This window comes from Halomonas sp. BN3-1, from assembly GCF_003056325.1.
GTDB lineage: Bacteria > Pseudomonadota > Gammaproteobacteria > Pseudomonadales > Halomonadaceae > Halomonas > Halomonas litopenaei.
The window spans coordinates 1-15,378 of sequence record NZ_PYVV01000023.1 but is presented as its reverse complement, the minus strand read 5'-3'; the positions used below and the strand labels follow the sequence as shown (position 1 = coordinate 15,378).

Sequence of the window (15,378 nt, the reverse complement as noted above, 5' to 3'; positions counted from 1 at the left end):
ATGTATCTCGGTGTGGATTGTGGCACCCAGAGCACCAAGGTGGTGGTGGTGGATCTGGCGCGTGGCGCCACCATCGGCGAGGCCAGTCGACCCCACCGCATGATCGAGGGCGCCAGAGGACGGCGCGAGCAGGACCCGGCACAGTGGATCGAGGCCTTTATCGGCGCCTTCCACGCGGCGATCGCGTCGGCCGGTGTCAGCGCCGGTGATATCCGCGGCATCGGTGTCTCCGGCCAGCAGCATGGCATGGTGGCGCTGGATGCCAGGGACCAGGTGCTGTACCCGGCCAAGCTGTGGTGCGATACCGAGACCCATGCCCACAACCAGGCCCTGATCGGCGCTCTGGGCGGGGAAGAGGGCTGCCTGGCGCGGCTCGGCCTGGTGCCTCAGACCGGCTACACCGCCTCCAAGGTGGCCTGGCTGCGCGAGCACCATCGCGACATCTATGATCGCGTGGATGGCGTGCTGTTACCCCACGACTACCTCAATCTGTGGTTGACCGGCGAGCGTGTCAGCGAGGCGGGAGACGCCTCGGGTACCGGCTATTTCGATAGTCGCTCACGGCGCTGGAGTCCTGAGGTGTGGCAGTGGATCGCCCCTGAGCTGGACCCGGCCCGGGTGCTGCCAAGACTGATCGATTCCCGCGACACGGCAGGGCAGGTCCGGCCGGTGCTGGCCCGGGAGCTGGGGCTTTCCCCTGGCGTCGCGGTCGCCAGCGGCGGCGGAGACAATATGCTCGGCGCCATCGGCACCGGCAACATCGTGCCGGGCAAGGTAACCATGAGCCTTGGCACCTCGGGCACCGTCTGCGCCCACTCCGATCACCCGGTGCTGGCCGATTCGGCCATGGTCGCCAACTTCTGCGCCAGCCACGCGGGCTGGCTGCCGCTGGTCTGCACCATGAATACCACCTCGGCCACCAATCGCGTGCGTGAGCTGTTCGGTCTCGACCTGGCGGGCTTCAACCAGGCCCTGGCCCAGGCGCCTGTCGGCGCCGATGGCGTGACGGTCTTGCCGTTCTTCAACGGCGAACGGGTACCGAGCCTGCCCGAGGCCAGCGCCTCCTTTCTCGGCCTGACCAGCCGCAACACCAGCCCCGCCCATCTGTGTCGCGCGGTGGTGGAGGGCGCCACCTTCTGTCTGCGCTACGGCCTTGACCTGATGGGGCCGCTGGCTGACCAGGCACGCCAGATTCGGCTGATCGGCGGCGGCGCCCACAGCGCCGCCTGGCGCCAGATGGTGGCGGACATTACCGCCACCGAGGTGGTGTGCCCCCGGGTGACCGATGCCGCCGCGCTTGGCGGCGCCATCCAGGCGGCCTGGTGTGCCAGGGAGGGCGAGCTGGACGAGCTGTGTCAGACGCTGGTGCAGCTGGATGAAGGTTCCCGGGCCGAGCCCGACGCAGGCCGAGTCAAGCGCTATGGTGAGGTCTACCTGGGCTGGCTGGTCGCCCTCGACCGTTTGCATGGATGACAGCTGAGGCTCCGCCCGCTAGCGTTGGAACATGTCGGGCCAGCCCGCTCGTCTCAATGCCGTGCAGCGAGGACGCCATGCCTATTCCACCGCCATCGTCACCTTCACCGTCTGATTCGCCCACCTCACCGCCCGGCGCTTCATCCTCTGCTCTGTCCGTGGGCGAGGGCGCCACCAGCCCTGCCCAGCGTGAAATCCTGGCCCTGGGGGCGCTTTCGCTGTCTCGGGCGATCCATGCACGGGAGCTCAGTTGCCGCGAGGTGATGGACGCTTACCTGGCGCAGATCGACGCGGCCAACCCGGTGGTCAACGCCATCGTCTCTCACCGAGACCACGAGGTGCTGATGGAAGAGGCCGGGGAGTGCGACCGCGAACTGGCGGCGGGGCGCTCTCGCGGCTGGCTCCACGGCATTCCCCAGGCGATCAAGGACCTTTCGGCCACGCGTGACCTGCCGACCTCGATGGGCTCGCCCTTGTTCAAGGGTCAGGTGCCACAGCAGGACGGCATCATGGTCAGGCGGATGCGCGAGGCCGGCGCCATCTTTGTCGGCAAGACCAACACGCCGGAGTTTGGCCTCGGTTCCCAGACCTACAACCGCGTCTTCGGCGCGACCCGCAACGCCTTCGATCCCGCCCTGTGCGCCGGTGGCTCCAGCGGCGGGGCCGCTGCCGCCCTGGCCATGCGCATGCTGCCGGTGGCCGATGGCAGCGACATGATGGGGTCTTTGCGAAACCCCGCCGCCTACCACAACCTGTTCGGGATGAGGCCTTCCTTCGGTCGCGTTCCCCATGGTCCAGGCCCTGATATCTTCGGCCATCAGCTGGCCACCGAAGGTCCCATGGCGCGCAGCGTCGGCGACCTTGCCAGGCTGCTGGCGACCCAGGCCGGGGCCCACCCCCGCGCTCCCCTGTCACTCGCCGATGATCCCGAGCGTCTCGCCGATCCGTTCGATGACGCTGACGCGGCGTCGGGCCTGCGTATCGGCTGGCTCGGCGACTGGCAGGGCTACCTGGCGATGGAAGAGGGTGTGCTGGACGTCTGCCAGGGGGCGCTGTCGGTGTTCGAGCGCCTCGGTGCCCGGGTCGAGCCGGTGGTGCCGGAGATGTCACCCGAGCGGCTGTGGCAAAGCTGGCTGGTGCTGCGCCAGTGGGCGGTGGCGGGCAGTCTGTCAGAGGTCTGGGCCGACGATAGCCGTCGTTGCCAGCTCAAGCCCGAGGCCTGCTGGGAGGTCGAGCAGGGCATGGGCCGAACGGCGCTGGATGTGCACCGCGCCAACGTCGAGCGCAGTGCCTGGTACGCCTGTCTGCTCGGACTGTTCGAGCGCTTCGATGCGCTGGCCCTGCCCAGCGCCCAGGTATTTGCCTTCGACGTCGACACACCCTGGCCCGGGCAGATCGCCGGGCGAACGATGGACACCTACCATCGCTGGATGGAGGTGGTGATCGCCGGCTCCCTGTCGGGGTGCCCGGTGATCAATCTGCCCGCAGGCTTCAACCCGCACGGCCAGGCCATGGGCGTCCAGCTCATCGCTCCCCATCGCCGTGATCGCGACCTGCTGCGCTGGGCTCATGCCTTCGAGCAGGCCGCACCCGACTGGCTCGAGCGCGAGCCCGAATGGCGTACGCCCAAGGCTCAGCCTCCGCGTTGAGGCCCCGTCGCGCCACGTTGCCTGGCGGGGCTCAGCCTTGCCATACCTCAGCGACCAGGCGGTAGCTCTCGAGGCGATCCTCCAGGGCATAGGTGTCGGTGTTGATCATCAGCTCATCGGCCTGGGTGCGTTCGAGCAGGCGCTCCAGACCGTCGCGCACCGTCGCCGGGCTGCCGATCACCGCGGCGCCAAGAAACCCTTCCACCTGGGCGCGCTCCATGGGGGTCCAGTCCAGCGTCGCCACCGGTGGCCGGGCGCGTCCGCGCTGGCCGCGAATCAGGCCCAGAAACTTCTGTCTTGCGGTGCTGGCGAGGTAGTCGGCGCGCTCGTCCGTGGCGGCGGCCAGCACCGGCAGACCGACCATGGCGTAGGGCGCCGCGAGCACCTCGGAGGGGCGGAAGTCGCGGCGATAGATGGCCAGCGCTTCGTCGAGCTGGGCCGGGGCGAACTGGGCGGCGAAGGCAAAGGGCAGCCCCTTGTGGGCGGCCAGCTGGGCGCTGTACAGGCTCGAGCCCAACAGCCAGATCGGTACTCGGGTGCCCTGGCCGGGCACCGCCCGGACCCGCTGCTCCGGTCGGGCCTCCCCAAGAAAGCCTTCCAGTTCGGCCAGACGCTGGGGGAAGTCCTCGACGCCAGCGTGTGGATCGCGGCGCATCGCCGCCATGGTGGCCGCGTCCGAGCCCGGAGCCCGGCCCAGTCCCAGGTCAATGCGGCCCGGATAGAGCGTCTCCAGGGTGCCGAACTGTTCGGCGATCACCAGCGGTGGATGGTTCGGCAGCATGATGCCGCCGCTGCCCACGCGGATGCGTGAGGTCTTCTCCGCCAGGTGTCCGATCAGTACCGAGGTCGCCGCGCTGGCGATCCCCTCCAGCCCATGATGTTCGGCCAGCCAGTAGCGGGTGAAGCCAAGCGATTCGCTCAGGCGGGCCAGGGCAACGCTGTCGTGGAAGCTGTCGGCGACGGTGCCTCCATCCCGGATCGGCGCCAGGTCCAGGACCGAAAGGGGCATAGTGTCGAGACGGGCCATGGGGCTCTCCTTTTCTTGGGCCGAGTTTTGGGCCGAGTTTTGGGCCGAGTTTCTGGCCGGGTTCTTGGTCAGGTTTCTGGCCGGGCCTGTAGCCGGGCTTTTGGCCGGGAAAATTCGTACCTGAGGCGACGAATTTGGCGGATGTTTTGCTGCGCCGACTGGCGGGCGGTGGATTCCGCTGTCTTGGTGGCGAACTTCACTATGATGTCACCGAGGTGCCTCATCGGTGCTTCGACTCTCCAGTGGCAGTCCAGTGTCAGCTTAGTGCCAAGCCGGATCGGTGGGCTGCCCGGGGATGATAGATAACAACCTAACTGTTATCAAAGTACGGGTCTGCAAAGGCTGCTCGGCGAATGCCCGGGCAGAAGCGTTCGATAAGGAGCGTCCGAGCGTGGTCTTCGCCGGAGCGGCGCTGCACAGGCCTTCCAACAAGCAGTCGAACAAAAGGAAGGCGATATGCAACGCAATGAAGGACAGCGGGTCTTTTACGTCTCCGCGATCATCATCCTGATCCTGGTGGCCCTGGGGGCCATGTTCCCTGAAGGTTTCGGCGAAGTCGCCAGTCGCGCCCTGGGAGGCGTATCCCACTATTTTGGCTGGTTCTATCTGCTGTCGGTCACCGGCATCGTGGTATTTCTGCTCGGCCTTGCCGTGAGCAAGTACGGCAAGGTGCGCCTGGGGCCGCAGGACGGCAAGCCAGAATACGGCTTCTTTTCCTGGGTCAGCATGCTGCTGGCCGCCGGCTTCGGGGTTGGCCTGGTGTTCTACGGCATGGCCGAGCCCATGACCCACTATATTGCACCACCCTACGCCGACATGACGCCGGAAAGCGCGGAGTCGGCCCGCTACGCGATTCAGTACAGCTTCTTCAACTGGGGGATTCATCAGTGGGCGGCCTTCGCCCTGGTGGGCTTGATCATCGCCTACTACCAGTTTCGCAAGGAGCAGGCGGGCCTGGTGTCCGTGGTGCTGCGTCCGCTGACCGCCAAGCGACCGGGGCTGCGCAAGTTCAACGGCGCCCTGGACGTCTTTGCCGTGGTGGCCACGGTGATGGGGGTGGCGACCTCGCTGGGGCTGGGCGTGCTGCAGACCAACGGCGGTCTGCACGCGGTGTTCGGCATTCCGGAGAACGGCCTGTGGCAGTTCATCATCCTGTTCTGCATGTTCCTGGCCTACATGGCATCCACCTGGTCGGGCCTGGACAAGGGGATCAAGCGACTGTCCAACCTCAACATGATCATGTGTATCGCCATGATGGTCTACGTGCTGGCCACCGGCCCCACCATCAAGCTGCTGGAGACCATCACCCTGGGACTGGGCGACTACCTGCAGAACTTCTTCGTGATGAGCCTGCGCATGTCGCCCTACAACGATAATCCCTGGGCCCAGAACTGGACCATCTTCTACTGGGCCTGGGTCATCGCCTGGTCGCCCTTTGTCGGTACCTTCGTGGCGCGCATCTCCAAGGGGCGCACCATCAAGGAGTACGTGTTCGGCGTGCTGTTCGTGCCGCCACTGCTGGCCTGCCTGTGGCTGGGCGTGTTCGGTGGCACCGCCATCCATATGGAACTGGCCAACGAGGGCCTCGGCCTGGCCCAGGCGACCCAGGACAACATCACCGTGGCGCTGTTCGAGATGTTCGATCTGATGCCCTTCTCGGGACTCTTGTCGGTGATGGCGATGATGCTGATCTTCATCTTCCTGGTGACCTCGGCAGACTCGGCGTCCTATATCGTTGCCCAGATGACCGACAACGGCTCGATCAATCCTCCCCTCTACAAGCGGGTGCTGTGGGGTGTGCTGATCGCCGCCATCTGCCTGACGCTGATCGCCGCTGGCGGCCTCAAGGGACTGCAGTCGGCATCGGTACTGTCGGCGCTGCCGTTCACCTTCATCCTCTACATGATGGTGATCGTACTGGTGAGAGAGCTGCGCAAGGATCGCAAGCTGATGCTCGACGGTCTCTATCAGCACTACCGCGAGATGCCGGTCGGTGCAGACGCCTTCGAGGCGCGTGACCAGGCCAAGACCGAAGGCATGGAGCCCCCCGAGGAAGCGCTGAAAATGGATGACAGTGAGGAGGGTGGCTCCAGCGAGGCGATGGCCACACCGAAACCGCAGTAACCACGTGGCGGCGGCCGGGCCTCGATCACCCGTCTGTGATGGCCCCGGCTGGTAAGGGACAGGCGGAGCCAGACCTGACCGCAGGAAACCAGAAGGCCCGCCCCATGGCGGGCCTTCTGCTATGTCGTTATCTGACAACACTATTGCCGGCACTATTTCCGGCGCTATTGCCGGTACCCCAGGGTGCTGGCAATTTTTTGTGCCGAATCGAATATTCGCCTACCGTGATGGAGAGTCCGACTTTTGTTAGGGTGCTACGCCCCTCACATCATGACCGCCGTCTGGCAAGGAGTGTCCATGAACGGTCGAGCGCTGCAGGAGCGCCTGCCGCTGTCTGGCAAGGATCGCGTCTTTCGTCTATCTGCCCTTATCATCATCGCCCTGGTCGCCGTGGGCGCCAGTTTCCCCGACGCCTTCGGTGACGCCGCCAACACCGCGCTGAGCCAGGTGACCCACTACTTTGGCTGGTTCTACCTGATGGCGGTGTTCGCCTTCGTCATCTTTCTGGTGGCGCTGGCGATGAGCAAGTACGGCAAGGTGCGCCTGGGGCCCCAGGATAGCACCCCCACCTACGGCACCTTTTCCTGGATCAGCATGTTGCTGGCGGCCGGCTTCGGCGTCGGTCTGGTGTTCTACGGCATGGCCGAGCCCATGACCCACTTCGCCGAGCCTCCCTATGGCGCGGTCCCCGCCGAAAGCGTGGAAGCGGCGCGCTACGCCATCCAGATGAGCTACTTCAACTGGGGGGTGCACCAGTGGGCGGCATTCTCGCTGGTCGGGCTGATCATCGCCTACTTCCAGTTTCGCAAGGACCAGGCCGGGCTGGTTTCCTCGGTGCTGTCGTCGATGACCGCCAAGCGCCCGGCGCTGCGCCCCTACACCGACTGGCTCGACATCTTCGCCGTGGTCGCCACGGTGATGGGGGTGGCGACCTCGCTGGGACTCGGGGTACTGCAGGTCAATGGTGGCCTCAATGCGGTCTTCGGACTGCCGGAAAGCGGCCTTTGGCAGGCAGGCATCCTCGGGGTGATGTTCGTGGCGTACATGGCCTCGACCTGGTCGGGGCTCGACAAGGGCATCAAGCGATTGTCCAACCTCAATATGGCGCTGTGCATCGCGATGATGCTGTACGTGCTGTTCACCGGCCCCACGGTCAAGATCCTCGAGACCATCACCCTGGGCATCGGCGACTACCTGCAGAACTTCATCGGCATGAGCCTCAAGATGTCGCCCTACAACGATGACCCCTGGGCTTCCAGCTGGACCATCTTCTACTGGGCGTGGGTGATCGCCTGGTCGCCCTTTGTCGGCACCTTCGTGGCTCGGGTCTCGCGGGGGCGGACCATCCGCGAATACGTACTCGGTGTGCTGGTGGTGCCGCCGCTGCTGGCGTGTCTGTGGATCGGGGTGTTCGGCGGGGCGGCCCTGCATATGGAGCTGGGCGGTGATGCCGGCCTGGCCGCCGCCACCCAGGACAATATCACCGTGGCACTGTTCGAGATGTTCGACCTGATGCCGTTTTCCACGGTGCTGTCGGTGCTCGCCATGATCCTGATCTTCATCTTTCTGGTCACCTCGGCAGACTCCGCCTCCTTTATCGTCGCCCAGATGACCGACCATGGCTCCATCGCGCCGCCGCTGTACAAGCGGATCTGCTGGGGGCTGTTGATTGCCGCCATCTGTCTGACGCTGATCGTTGCAGGTGGGCTCAAGGGACTGCAGTCTGCCGCCGTGCTGGCGGCCCTGCCGTTCTCGTTCATCCTGTTCGGGATGATGTTCGTGCTGGTCAAGGAACTGCAGGCGGATCGCCGCAACATGCTGTCACAGCTGTACCGTCAGCATGGCGAGACCCCGGTGGGCGCGGATCCGTTCGAGGCCGGCAATCTGGCCGAGGAGGAGCGTCTGCGGCGCGCCCCCAACGTGGTCAACCGGCGCATCAACCACTGAGGTGACGTCGACCGGCACCGGCGATCTGTGACCCCGGGCGAGCACCGTCAAACGAAACTTGGCGCAAAATGCAGTATCTACGATGCATTGGTAGTCAGGAAGAGTGCCAGGACGTAAGCTCAGGGTATCGTCGGAAGGATCTCGGCCATGTCTTCACCCCCTGCCCGCGGCGCGACCCGCCGCGGGCCTCCGTCTCGTCGCAGGCGGCTGACATTCAACTGGGTCACCTTCGATCGCTGGCTGGACCGTATCGTCATCCTGGCGGTGGTAACCGCCGTGACGGTCGGTATCGTCGCTCTGGCGCTATCCTTGTTGGTGGACCCTTGATCGTACTCGACGCCCCGGTCGTGGGATGAACCGTGGCCAAGGGTCGGGCGCAGGAAGGGTTGGGCACAGAAAGGGTCGGGCACAGGAAGGAACTATATGGGGCAGTGGCTGTTGATCATGCTGCTGGTGTTGGGCGTTGCCCTGGACAAGGGGATGATCGCAATTCCGGATCGCTGGTTGCCCTGGACTCCGATATCGATCGAGACGCCGCCTGGTCCTTTCCTCGGCTGGAAGCTTGCGCGGCTGGCGGATGACCCCGAGGCCTGCCGTGCGGTGCTGGCGGCGGACCCGCCCCAGCGATTTACCCCACTGGATGACGTCACCCGGGGCCAGTGCGAGCTTTCCAATCTGGTGCGCTACGCCGGAGGCCAGTCGCGCATGCAGCCGAGCGTGATGACACGCTGCCCGCTGGCGGTGGCCTGGGCGGTGTTCGAGCGTCATGAGCTCAGCGCCGCTGCGCGTGCCCACCTTGGCGTGGACGTGGCCCAGATCGAACACTTCGGCAGCTTCGCCTGCCGCAACATCTATGGTCGAGCCGAGGGACGTCGCAGCCAGCATGCCAGTGCCGAGGCCCTGGATGTGGCCGCCTTCGAACTCGAGGACGGTCGTCGCGTCAGCTTGTCGGGCCACTGGGGCAAGGGAGCCGAAGGACGTTTCCTGAAGGAAGTGGGGCAGCGCGCCTGCAAGGTCTTCGGCACCGTGCTGGGGCCTGACTACAATGCCGCCCACGCCGATCACTTTCATCTCGGCGTGGGCGGTCGGGTCTGCCGCTGAGGGCGGCATCCTGGCTCGGATCGGGGCGGGGTCGAAAGCTGCCCGGACGCCTCGGGCCTGGCCCTAGCGACTGAGGTCGATGTCCCGGGAATCGGTGGCAGCACCGGTCGCCGCACCCACGCCGCCGCCGATGACCGCGCCCTTGCCCACGTCGCCGCCGGTGATGGCCGCCGCGCCGGCACCTACCGCTGCACCGACCCCCGCGCCACTCAGCGCCCGTTCTCCGGTACCGGTACCGCAGGCCGACAGTGCCAGGGCCATGGTCAGGGCAGTGGCGCTCAGCCCGGTCATCTTCAGAAGTTTCATGTCGTCGTCCTCATGCTGGGGGATGACTCTAACAGTAACAACGGCACAGAAAGGAGCAAGTGAAGCAAATATGCAGCAATTGTCGCCAATTGGCGCCAATTGTGGGAGCTGTGCTCGCTTGGCCGAACCAGGTCAGACACACGACAGGTCAGATACCCGGCCGGACAGACCCGGGCGAGATACCCGACCGGCCAGATACAGAAACACCGCCGGCAAGCCGGCGGTGTTCTTGTGCGTCGAGCAGGTTTGGAACGAGGCACCCTCGCCTCGCCCCAGGCCCAGGACCTTAGTTGTCCAGGTCGACGTCGTCCTCATCGGTGGCGGCGCCGGTGGCCGCGCCTACGCCACCGCCGATCACGGCGCCTTCGGCGACGTCACCCCCGGTGGCGGCGGCGGCGCCGGCACCTACGGCGGCACCCACGCCAGCGCCACTGGCGGCGCGTTCACCGGTGCCGGTGCCGCAGGCGGCGAGGCCCAAGGTCATGAAAGTGGCCAGCAGCAGGCTGGAGAGTGTCTTGATGGAACCCTTCCTCATGATGTTTCTCCTATGCTGTTATGTGCCATATCGAGCCTATTGACCAAGAGAGCCGAGCACAACCCCTTGATTTTCCGATGTGGTGTCGCTTTCAGCAGACATTTTCTGGTGCCGTGTCGTCACCGGCGACGACTCCCGCCTGTCAGGTACGTCTTGGATCCCTCGGCTGTTGTTGGGTAATGCAGTGGACGTTGCCGCCGCCGAGCAGGATCTCTCGGGCGGGCACGCCGATCACCCGACGCTCGGGAAAAAGCCTCGCCAGAATGTCGCGAGCCTCATTGTCGCGGCGTTCATCCAGCAGGGGCATGACCACCACTCGATTGCCGATGTAGAAGTTGACGTAGGAGGCCGCCATGCGGTCCCCGGGCTGGCGTGGGTGCGAGCTCGAGAGCCGGTCGATGCCGCTGGCCTCGTCTTCGCCGATAAACAGCGGGCCGGGCTGGGGCAGGCGGTGCACGGTAAACGGTCGACCGCAGGCATCGGTACTGGCTTCCAGCACCGCCAGGGCGTCGCGACAGATCTGGTACTCCGGGTCCGCGGCGTCGTCGCACCAGGTCAAGGCAACTTCGGCGGGGCCCACAAAGCAGCAGAGATTGTCGACGTGGCCGTCGGTTTCATCGAGGTAGCAGCCCCGGGGAAGCCAGATGACCTTGCTGATGCCCAACTGCTCACCCAGGCGCGCCTCCATGGCGGCGCGATCCAGACCCGGGTTGCGGTTGGGGTTGAGCAGGCACTCCTCGGTGGTGATCAGGGTGCCCTCGCCGTCGACGTGAATGGCGCCGCCTTCCAGCACGATACCGGCATCGAAGCGGGGGATGCCCAGCATTTCGGCGATCTTGGGGCGGATCCGGCGGTCCTTGTCCCAGGGAAAGTAAAGTCCGCCCTTGAGTCCGCCCCAGGCGTTGAATTCCCAGTCCACCACCGCCAGGCCATGTTCGGGGTGGGTCAGAAAGGTCGGGCCCACGTCCCGCATCCAGGCGTCGTTGCTGGATAGTTCGACCACGCGAATCGATTCCGGAAGCTGATAACGGGCGTTTTCGTACTGATCGTCGTTGACGCCCACGTAGACGGTCTCGCTCTCGGCGATGGCGCTGGCCACCGCGACGAAGGCCTGTTGGGCGGGCTTGGCTCCCAGGCGCCAGGTATCCGGGCGCTGGGGCCACAGCATCCAGCAGGCGTCGTGAGGGGCGAATTCCGCCGGCATGGACCAGCCAAGTCGGGCGGGACTGTGCGCGTCGCTGCCAGCGGAACGCGACGCGATAGGGGACGCGATAGGGGCCGGGGTCGGTGAAGACGAATGGTGTGTCTGGTTCATGTAGGCTCTCACAAGAATCCGATCAGCAGGAACACGCCGGTGGCCAGGGCCGCGGCGATCAACACGTAGGGGATCTGGGTCAGGGCGTGGGCCATGGGGCTGCAGCCGCTACCCTGGGCCGACAGCACCGTGGAGTCCCCGTAGAAGCAGGCGTGGCTGCCGAAAGCGCTGGCCGAGATCAAGGCGCCGACCACCAGCGGCATATTGGCGTCCATGCTGATCGCCAACGGCAGCACGATAGGCATGGCCACCGCGAACAGCCCCCAGAAGGAGCCGGTGGCAAAGGCCAGGAAGGCCATGGTGACGAATACCACGGCGGGCAGCAGGCCGGCGGTCATCAGCGGCTGTACCGCCTGGATCACCACCTCGGTGAGGCCCAGGACGTCGTTGACCTCCTTGAGCGAGAAGCCGGCGACCAGGGTGCCCAGCGGCATGATCATCGCCTTGAAGCCTTCCAGGGCGGTATCGAAGGTGTCATTGAAGCTCAGCAGACGCTGGACGGCGATCAGCACCAGGGTGACGGCCAGGGCAACGATGACCCCGCGCAGGATGTCGATATCGAAGTACCAGGTGGCGACGATCAGGCTGGCGATGGGCAGCAGGAAGTTGAGCAGATGCGGGCTCTGGCCATCGTAGTTGGTGTCGATCTGCAGCGCGTGCTCCTCGCCGCCATCGGGCACCGGCTGGCCGGCCTTGGCACGGGCCTCGGCGGTCTTCATCGGGCCGATGTCAGGCAGCCAGCCCAGCGCGACCAGGGGCACCAGGGCCGCCGCCACCCAGGCGTAGGCCATGTACGGGATCGCCGAGATGTACAGCGACATGCCGTTGTCGGCGACGTTGTTGTCCTCGAGCAGGCCGGCGAAGAACACCGCCCAGGTCGAGAAGGGCACCAGGATGCACACCGGGGCGGCGGTGGAATCCACCAGATAGGCCAGCTTTTCGCGGGAGACGCCGAAGCGATCGGTGATCTTCTTCATCGAGGCGCTGATGGTCAGGGCGTTGAGGTAATCGTCGACGAAGATCACCAGCCCCAGCACCCAGGTGGTCAGCAGGCTCTGGCGACGACTGTGCAGTCGCCGAGTCATGGCGTCACCGAAGCTCAGCACGCCGCCGGTCTTGACCAGCAGGGCGATCAAGCTGCCGAACAGGCCGCAGACCAGGATGATCCAGGTGACGGTGTCATTGCCGAGGACCGTGAGCAGGATGTCCGACCCGCGGGTGACGACCTCGCTGGGGGCGATCATCAAGAGCCCGACCAGGCAGCCGGCAAGCAGTGATTCGATGGTGCGACGAGTGATGATGGCGGTGACCAGCACCACCAGGGTGGGAACCAGGCTCCAGACGCCGTAGGTTTCCATGCAAGCTCCTTGTATCGCCTGTGGCGACGGTTGTTATTGGACGGAAGCTATCGCGCAGGGGCGAGTCCTGCGCTGGCCGCGCGGCAAGAAAGCGTGCGGCCTCGTGTTGCAGGGGCATTCGTGGCTAGAGATAGCCGTCGCGACGCAGGGACTCGGCGGTGGCGGCAAGCGCCTCGTCGAGGATGGCGACGGCCTCGTCGACGGTGTCGCGGGTCCAGATCAGGGGTGGCGAGATCACGTTGAGATGCCCCACCGGACGAATGATCAGTCCGCGCTGCTGGGCCTCGAAGGCCACCCGATCGCCGACACGCGCGTCCACCGGGAACAGCGCCTTGGTGTCCTTGTCGGCCACGTTCTCGATGCACATCATGAAGTGGCTGCCGCGCACGTCGCCGACGGTGGGATGTCGTGACAGCGTCGCCAGTGCCTGCTCCAGATAGGGGCCGACCTCGCGGACGTTGGCGCAAAGCTCTTCTCGCTCGAGGATCTCGATATTCTTGAGCGCCGCGGCGCAACTGACCGGATGTCCGGAGTAGGTGAAGCCGGTGCTGAGTACTCCGCCCTTGCCCTGGGGCGTGCCCAGCACCTCGTAGAGGCGGTCGGAGATCAGGGTCGCGCCGAGCGGGGCATAGCCCGAGGACAGGCCCTTGGCCAGGTTGATGACGTCGGGCTGGGTGTCGAATACCGCTTCCGAGGCGAAGATGTGGCCGAGGCGACCGAAGCCGGTGACCACCTCGTCGGCGATATACAGGATGTCGTGGGCGCGCAGCACCTCCTGCATGCGGGCGTGATAGCCCCGGGGGGCCACCAGTACGCCGCCGGCTCCCATGATCGGCTCGGCGATGAAGGCGGCGATATTGTCGGCGCCGATCTCGGCGATGGTGGTCTCGAGTTCCGCGACCAGATGATCACAGTACTGTGCTTCATCCATGCCTTCGGGGCGACGATAGAGGTTGGCCTCGCTTAGATGGGTGACCAGACCATCGAGGGTGTCGAATTCCCAGTTGTTGCTCTCGATGCCGGTCAGGCTCGCGGCCAGGTAGGTGGTGCCGTGGTAGGCGTTGCGGCGCGACAGGATACGCTTCTTGTTCGGCTTGCCCAGGCGGTTGAAGTAGTAGTGCACCAGGCGGATGGTGGCGTCGTTGGCGGTGGAGCCTCCGCAGCTGTAGAAGACATGGTTGAGGTGGGCCGGGGCCAGTTCGGCGAGCTTGGCGGCCAGCCGCGTAGCCGGTGCGTTGGACAGATTGTTGAAGGTCGAGAAGTAGGCCATGCGGGTGGCCTGTTCGGCCATGGCCTGGCCGATCTCGGCACGACCGTGGCCAACGTTGACGCACCACAGCCCGGCGATGCCGTCGATAAAGCGGTTGCCGTGAATGTCCTGAACGTGGATGCCCTCGGCATCGGTGATCAGCTCGCAGCCCTTGTCGTGGAAGACGCTGAAGTCGGTGAAGGGATGGACGAAGTGGTCCCGATCCTGGCGCCACAGGGTCTCGGCATCCACTGTTGTTGGGACTGGGGCCGGAACCGGAGCCGTGTCGGCGACGGGAGTCGAGGGGCGGGACGAGAGGCGAGTGTCGGGTGTTGTCATTGGAAACCTCCTTGGGAAGGTCTCCAGTCTCGCCAGACTGCCCCTGTCGATGACATATCCTTATGAGGGTAGGTCTCCTCGGGCCGTCAGGCGGCGGCAGTGCCGGTATCACCGATGGGGTAGCCTATGATCGACTCAGGTTGCCATGACCTTGATCTACCTCATGATTGAGAGAGGGGTGCGCGAAACGGCACTACCGAGACTTGAGGCAGACGTAGCGATCCTCCGACGTTGGTGTAGGCTGTGCCGTAATGATCCGCAGGTGCCGGAAGAGGTGGCCCAGATTCTGGCGCGGCGGATGCTGAATGGTCAGTCCGGATACTTTGCCATGTTGCCAGCACCACCCTTTACTCGTCGTGCCCTGGGCACCCTTGTCGCCTTTCTGATGTCGGCCCCGTTACCCGCTATCGCCGCCAACTGTGGTGCCTCGGGAGGGCTGGCTTTTGTCGGTGTCACCAACGATGGTTCGCGCTCGGTGTGGTTGTCGGGGACCTCGCCGGGTGACTTCGGGTTGGAGGCGGCGCAGGGAAAGCAGAGCGTCGATGAGTGGACGCGCAATGCCGGCGGCCTGCACCTGACCCTGTCGCCAGTGGTATCCAACGGCAACGGTGGTGTGCACAAGCTTCTGGATCTGGGGGGCAACAAGGATTGTCTGCTGGATACCCAGAACCAGAAGGGTGGCTTCACATTGCCGCCGGCCGGGCAGATCCCGATGCCGGAGCGTCCGGGCATTACCCCTCCCATCGGCAAGATCTTTCCGGATTTTTCCCGCCCTGGCGGGGTGACGCCGCCGATAGGGACGGTGCCGCCAGGCTTCCGGCCACCCACCGGGGTGACGCCGCCGATAGGGACGGTGCCGCCAGGCTTCCGGCCACCCACCGGGGTGACGCCGCCGATAGGGACGGTGCCGCCAGGCTTCCGGCCACCCACCGGGGTGACGCCGCCGATAGGGACG

General features: G+C 65.4%; 12 protein-coding genes and 1 pseudogene. 7 read left to right on the top strand and 6 right to left on the bottom strand.

Annotated elements, in window-relative coordinates:
- Together xylB and C9F12_RS21440 are read left to right on the top strand one after the other, a co-directional pair.
- Entirely contained in the window at nucleotides 1-1,473 is a 1,473-nt protein-coding gene (gene xylB, locus C9F12_RS21445) for a xylulokinase (RefSeq protein WP_108450154.1), read from the top strand.
- A 77-nt stretch (nucleotides 1,474-1,550) separates the two neighbouring features.
- Complete coding sequence (locus C9F12_RS21440; protein WP_108450153.1) at nucleotides 1,551-3,122, top strand: amidase; 1,572 nt, start codon at nucleotides 1,551-1,553, stop codon at nucleotides 3,120-3,122.
- A 31-nt stretch (nucleotides 3,123-3,153) separates the two neighbouring features.
- Here the strand turns inward: C9F12_RS21440 and C9F12_RS21435 are convergent, their stop codons facing one another.
- On the bottom strand, nucleotides 3,154-4,149 hold the full coding sequence (locus tag C9F12_RS21435; protein ID WP_108450152.1) for an LLM class flavin-dependent oxidoreductase: 996 nt from the start codon (nucleotides 4,147-4,149) through the stop codon (nucleotides 3,154-3,156).
- Between the two features lie 456 nt (nucleotides 4,150-4,605).
- Here C9F12_RS21435 and C9F12_RS21430 point away from each other — a divergent pair, with 456 nt between their 5' ends.
- The 4 genes from C9F12_RS21430 to C9F12_RS21415 all read left to right on the top strand — a co-directional run bounded on the left by C9F12_RS21430 (nucleotide 4,606) and on the right by C9F12_RS21415 (nucleotide 9,321).
- Entirely contained in the window at nucleotides 4,606-6,273 is a 1,668-nt protein-coding gene (locus C9F12_RS21430; RefSeq protein ID WP_083970190.1) for a BCCT family transporter, read from the top strand.
- Nucleotides 6,274-6,570: 297 nt separating this feature from the next.
- Nucleotides 6,571-8,220, top strand: coding sequence for a BCCT family transporter (locus tag C9F12_RS21425; RefSeq protein WP_045991251.1), 1,650 nt, complete (start codon nucleotides 6,571-6,573; stop codon nucleotides 8,218-8,220).
- A 147-nt stretch (nucleotides 8,221-8,367) separates the two neighbouring features.
- Complete coding sequence (locus tag C9F12_RS21420) at nucleotides 8,368-8,547, top strand: hypothetical protein (protein WP_045991250.1); 180 nt, start codon at nucleotides 8,368-8,370, stop codon at nucleotides 8,545-8,547.
- A 96-nt stretch (nucleotides 8,548-8,643) separates the two neighbouring features.
- Nucleotides 8,644-9,321, top strand: a complete 678-nt coding sequence (locus tag C9F12_RS21415; RefSeq protein WP_108450151.1) for an extensin family protein — start codon at nucleotides 8,644-8,646, stop codon at nucleotides 9,319-9,321.
- Between the two features lie 63 nt (nucleotides 9,322-9,384).
- Here C9F12_RS21415 and C9F12_RS21410 read toward each other — a convergent pair whose 3' ends face one another.
- From C9F12_RS21410 to C9F12_RS21390, 5 genes are all read right to left on the bottom strand, one after another.
- A complete protein-coding gene (locus tag C9F12_RS21410; RefSeq protein ID WP_045991248.1) occupies nucleotides 9,385-9,627 on the bottom strand; it encodes a hypothetical protein in 243 nt (80 codons plus the stop codon).
- A 286-nt stretch (nucleotides 9,628-9,913) separates the two neighbouring features.
- Nucleotides 9,914-10,162, bottom strand: coding sequence for a hypothetical protein (locus tag C9F12_RS21405; RefSeq protein WP_045991247.1), 249 nt, complete (start codon nucleotides 10,160-10,162; stop codon nucleotides 9,914-9,916).
- Between the two features lie 142 nt (nucleotides 10,163-10,304).
- A complete protein-coding gene (gene aguA, locus C9F12_RS21400; RefSeq protein ID WP_108450150.1) occupies nucleotides 10,305-11,477 on the bottom strand; it encodes an agmatine deiminase in 1,173 nt (390 codons plus the stop codon).
- An 8-nt stretch (nucleotides 11,478-11,485) separates the two neighbouring features.
- A complete protein-coding gene (locus tag C9F12_RS21395; RefSeq protein ID WP_108450149.1) occupies nucleotides 11,486-12,835 on the bottom strand; it encodes a Na+/H+ antiporter NhaC family protein in 1,350 nt (449 codons plus the stop codon).
- A 124-nt stretch (nucleotides 12,836-12,959) separates the two neighbouring features.
- Nucleotides 12,960-14,423, bottom strand: a complete 1,464-nt coding sequence (locus C9F12_RS21390; RefSeq protein WP_108450148.1) for an aminotransferase — start codon at nucleotides 14,421-14,423, stop codon at nucleotides 12,960-12,962.
- A 274-nt stretch (nucleotides 14,424-14,697) separates the two neighbouring features.
- Between C9F12_RS21390 and C9F12_RS21385 the strand changes: the two are divergent.
- Nucleotides 14,698-15,378 (top strand): annotated as a pseudogene (locus C9F12_RS21385) (hypothetical protein); the annotation flags it as partial.

What these genes read in the sequence shown, in the direction of transcription:
- aguA (WP_108450150.1), bottom strand. Translation starts at nt 11,477, where the DNA reads ATGAACCAGACACACCATTCGTCTTCACCGACCCCGGCCCCTATCGCG.
- xylB (WP_108450154.1), top strand. Translation starts at nt 1, where the DNA reads ATGTATCTCGGTGTGGATTGTGGCACCCAGAGCACCAAGGTGGTGGTG.
- C9F12_RS21405 (WP_045991247.1), bottom strand. Translation starts at nt 10,162, where the DNA reads ATGAGGAAGGGTTCCATCAAGACACTCTCCAGCCTGCTGCTGGCCACT.
- C9F12_RS21440 (WP_108450153.1), top strand. Translation starts at nt 1,551, where the DNA reads ATGCCTATTCCACCGCCATCGTCACCTTCACCGTCTGATTCGCCCACC.
- C9F12_RS21390 (WP_108450148.1), bottom strand. Translation starts at nt 14,423, where the DNA reads ATGACAACACCCGACACTCGCCTCTCGTCCCGCCCCTCGACTCCCGTC.
- C9F12_RS21435 (WP_108450152.1), bottom strand. Translation starts at nt 4,149, where the DNA reads ATGGCCCGTCTCGACACTATGCCCCTTTCGGTCCTGGACCTGGCGCCG.
- C9F12_RS21415 (WP_108450151.1), top strand. Translation starts at nt 8,644, where the DNA reads ATGGGGCAGTGGCTGTTGATCATGCTGCTGGTGTTGGGCGTTGCCCTG.
- C9F12_RS21430 (WP_083970190.1), top strand. Translation starts at nt 4,606, where the DNA reads ATGCAACGCAATGAAGGACAGCGGGTCTTTTACGTCTCCGCGATCATC.
- C9F12_RS21410 (WP_045991248.1), bottom strand. Translation starts at nt 9,627, where the DNA reads ATGAAACTTCTGAAGATGACCGGGCTGAGCGCCACTGCCCTGACCATG.
- C9F12_RS21395 (WP_108450149.1), bottom strand. Translation starts at nt 12,835, where the DNA reads ATGGAAACCTACGGCGTCTGGAGCCTGGTTCCCACCCTGGTGGTGCTG.
- C9F12_RS21420 (WP_045991250.1), top strand. Translation starts at nt 8,368, where the DNA reads ATGTCTTCACCCCCTGCCCGCGGCGCGACCCGCCGCGGGCCTCCGTCT.
- C9F12_RS21425 (WP_045991251.1), top strand. Translation starts at nt 6,571, where the DNA reads ATGAACGGTCGAGCGCTGCAGGAGCGCCTGCCGCTGTCTGGCAAGGAT.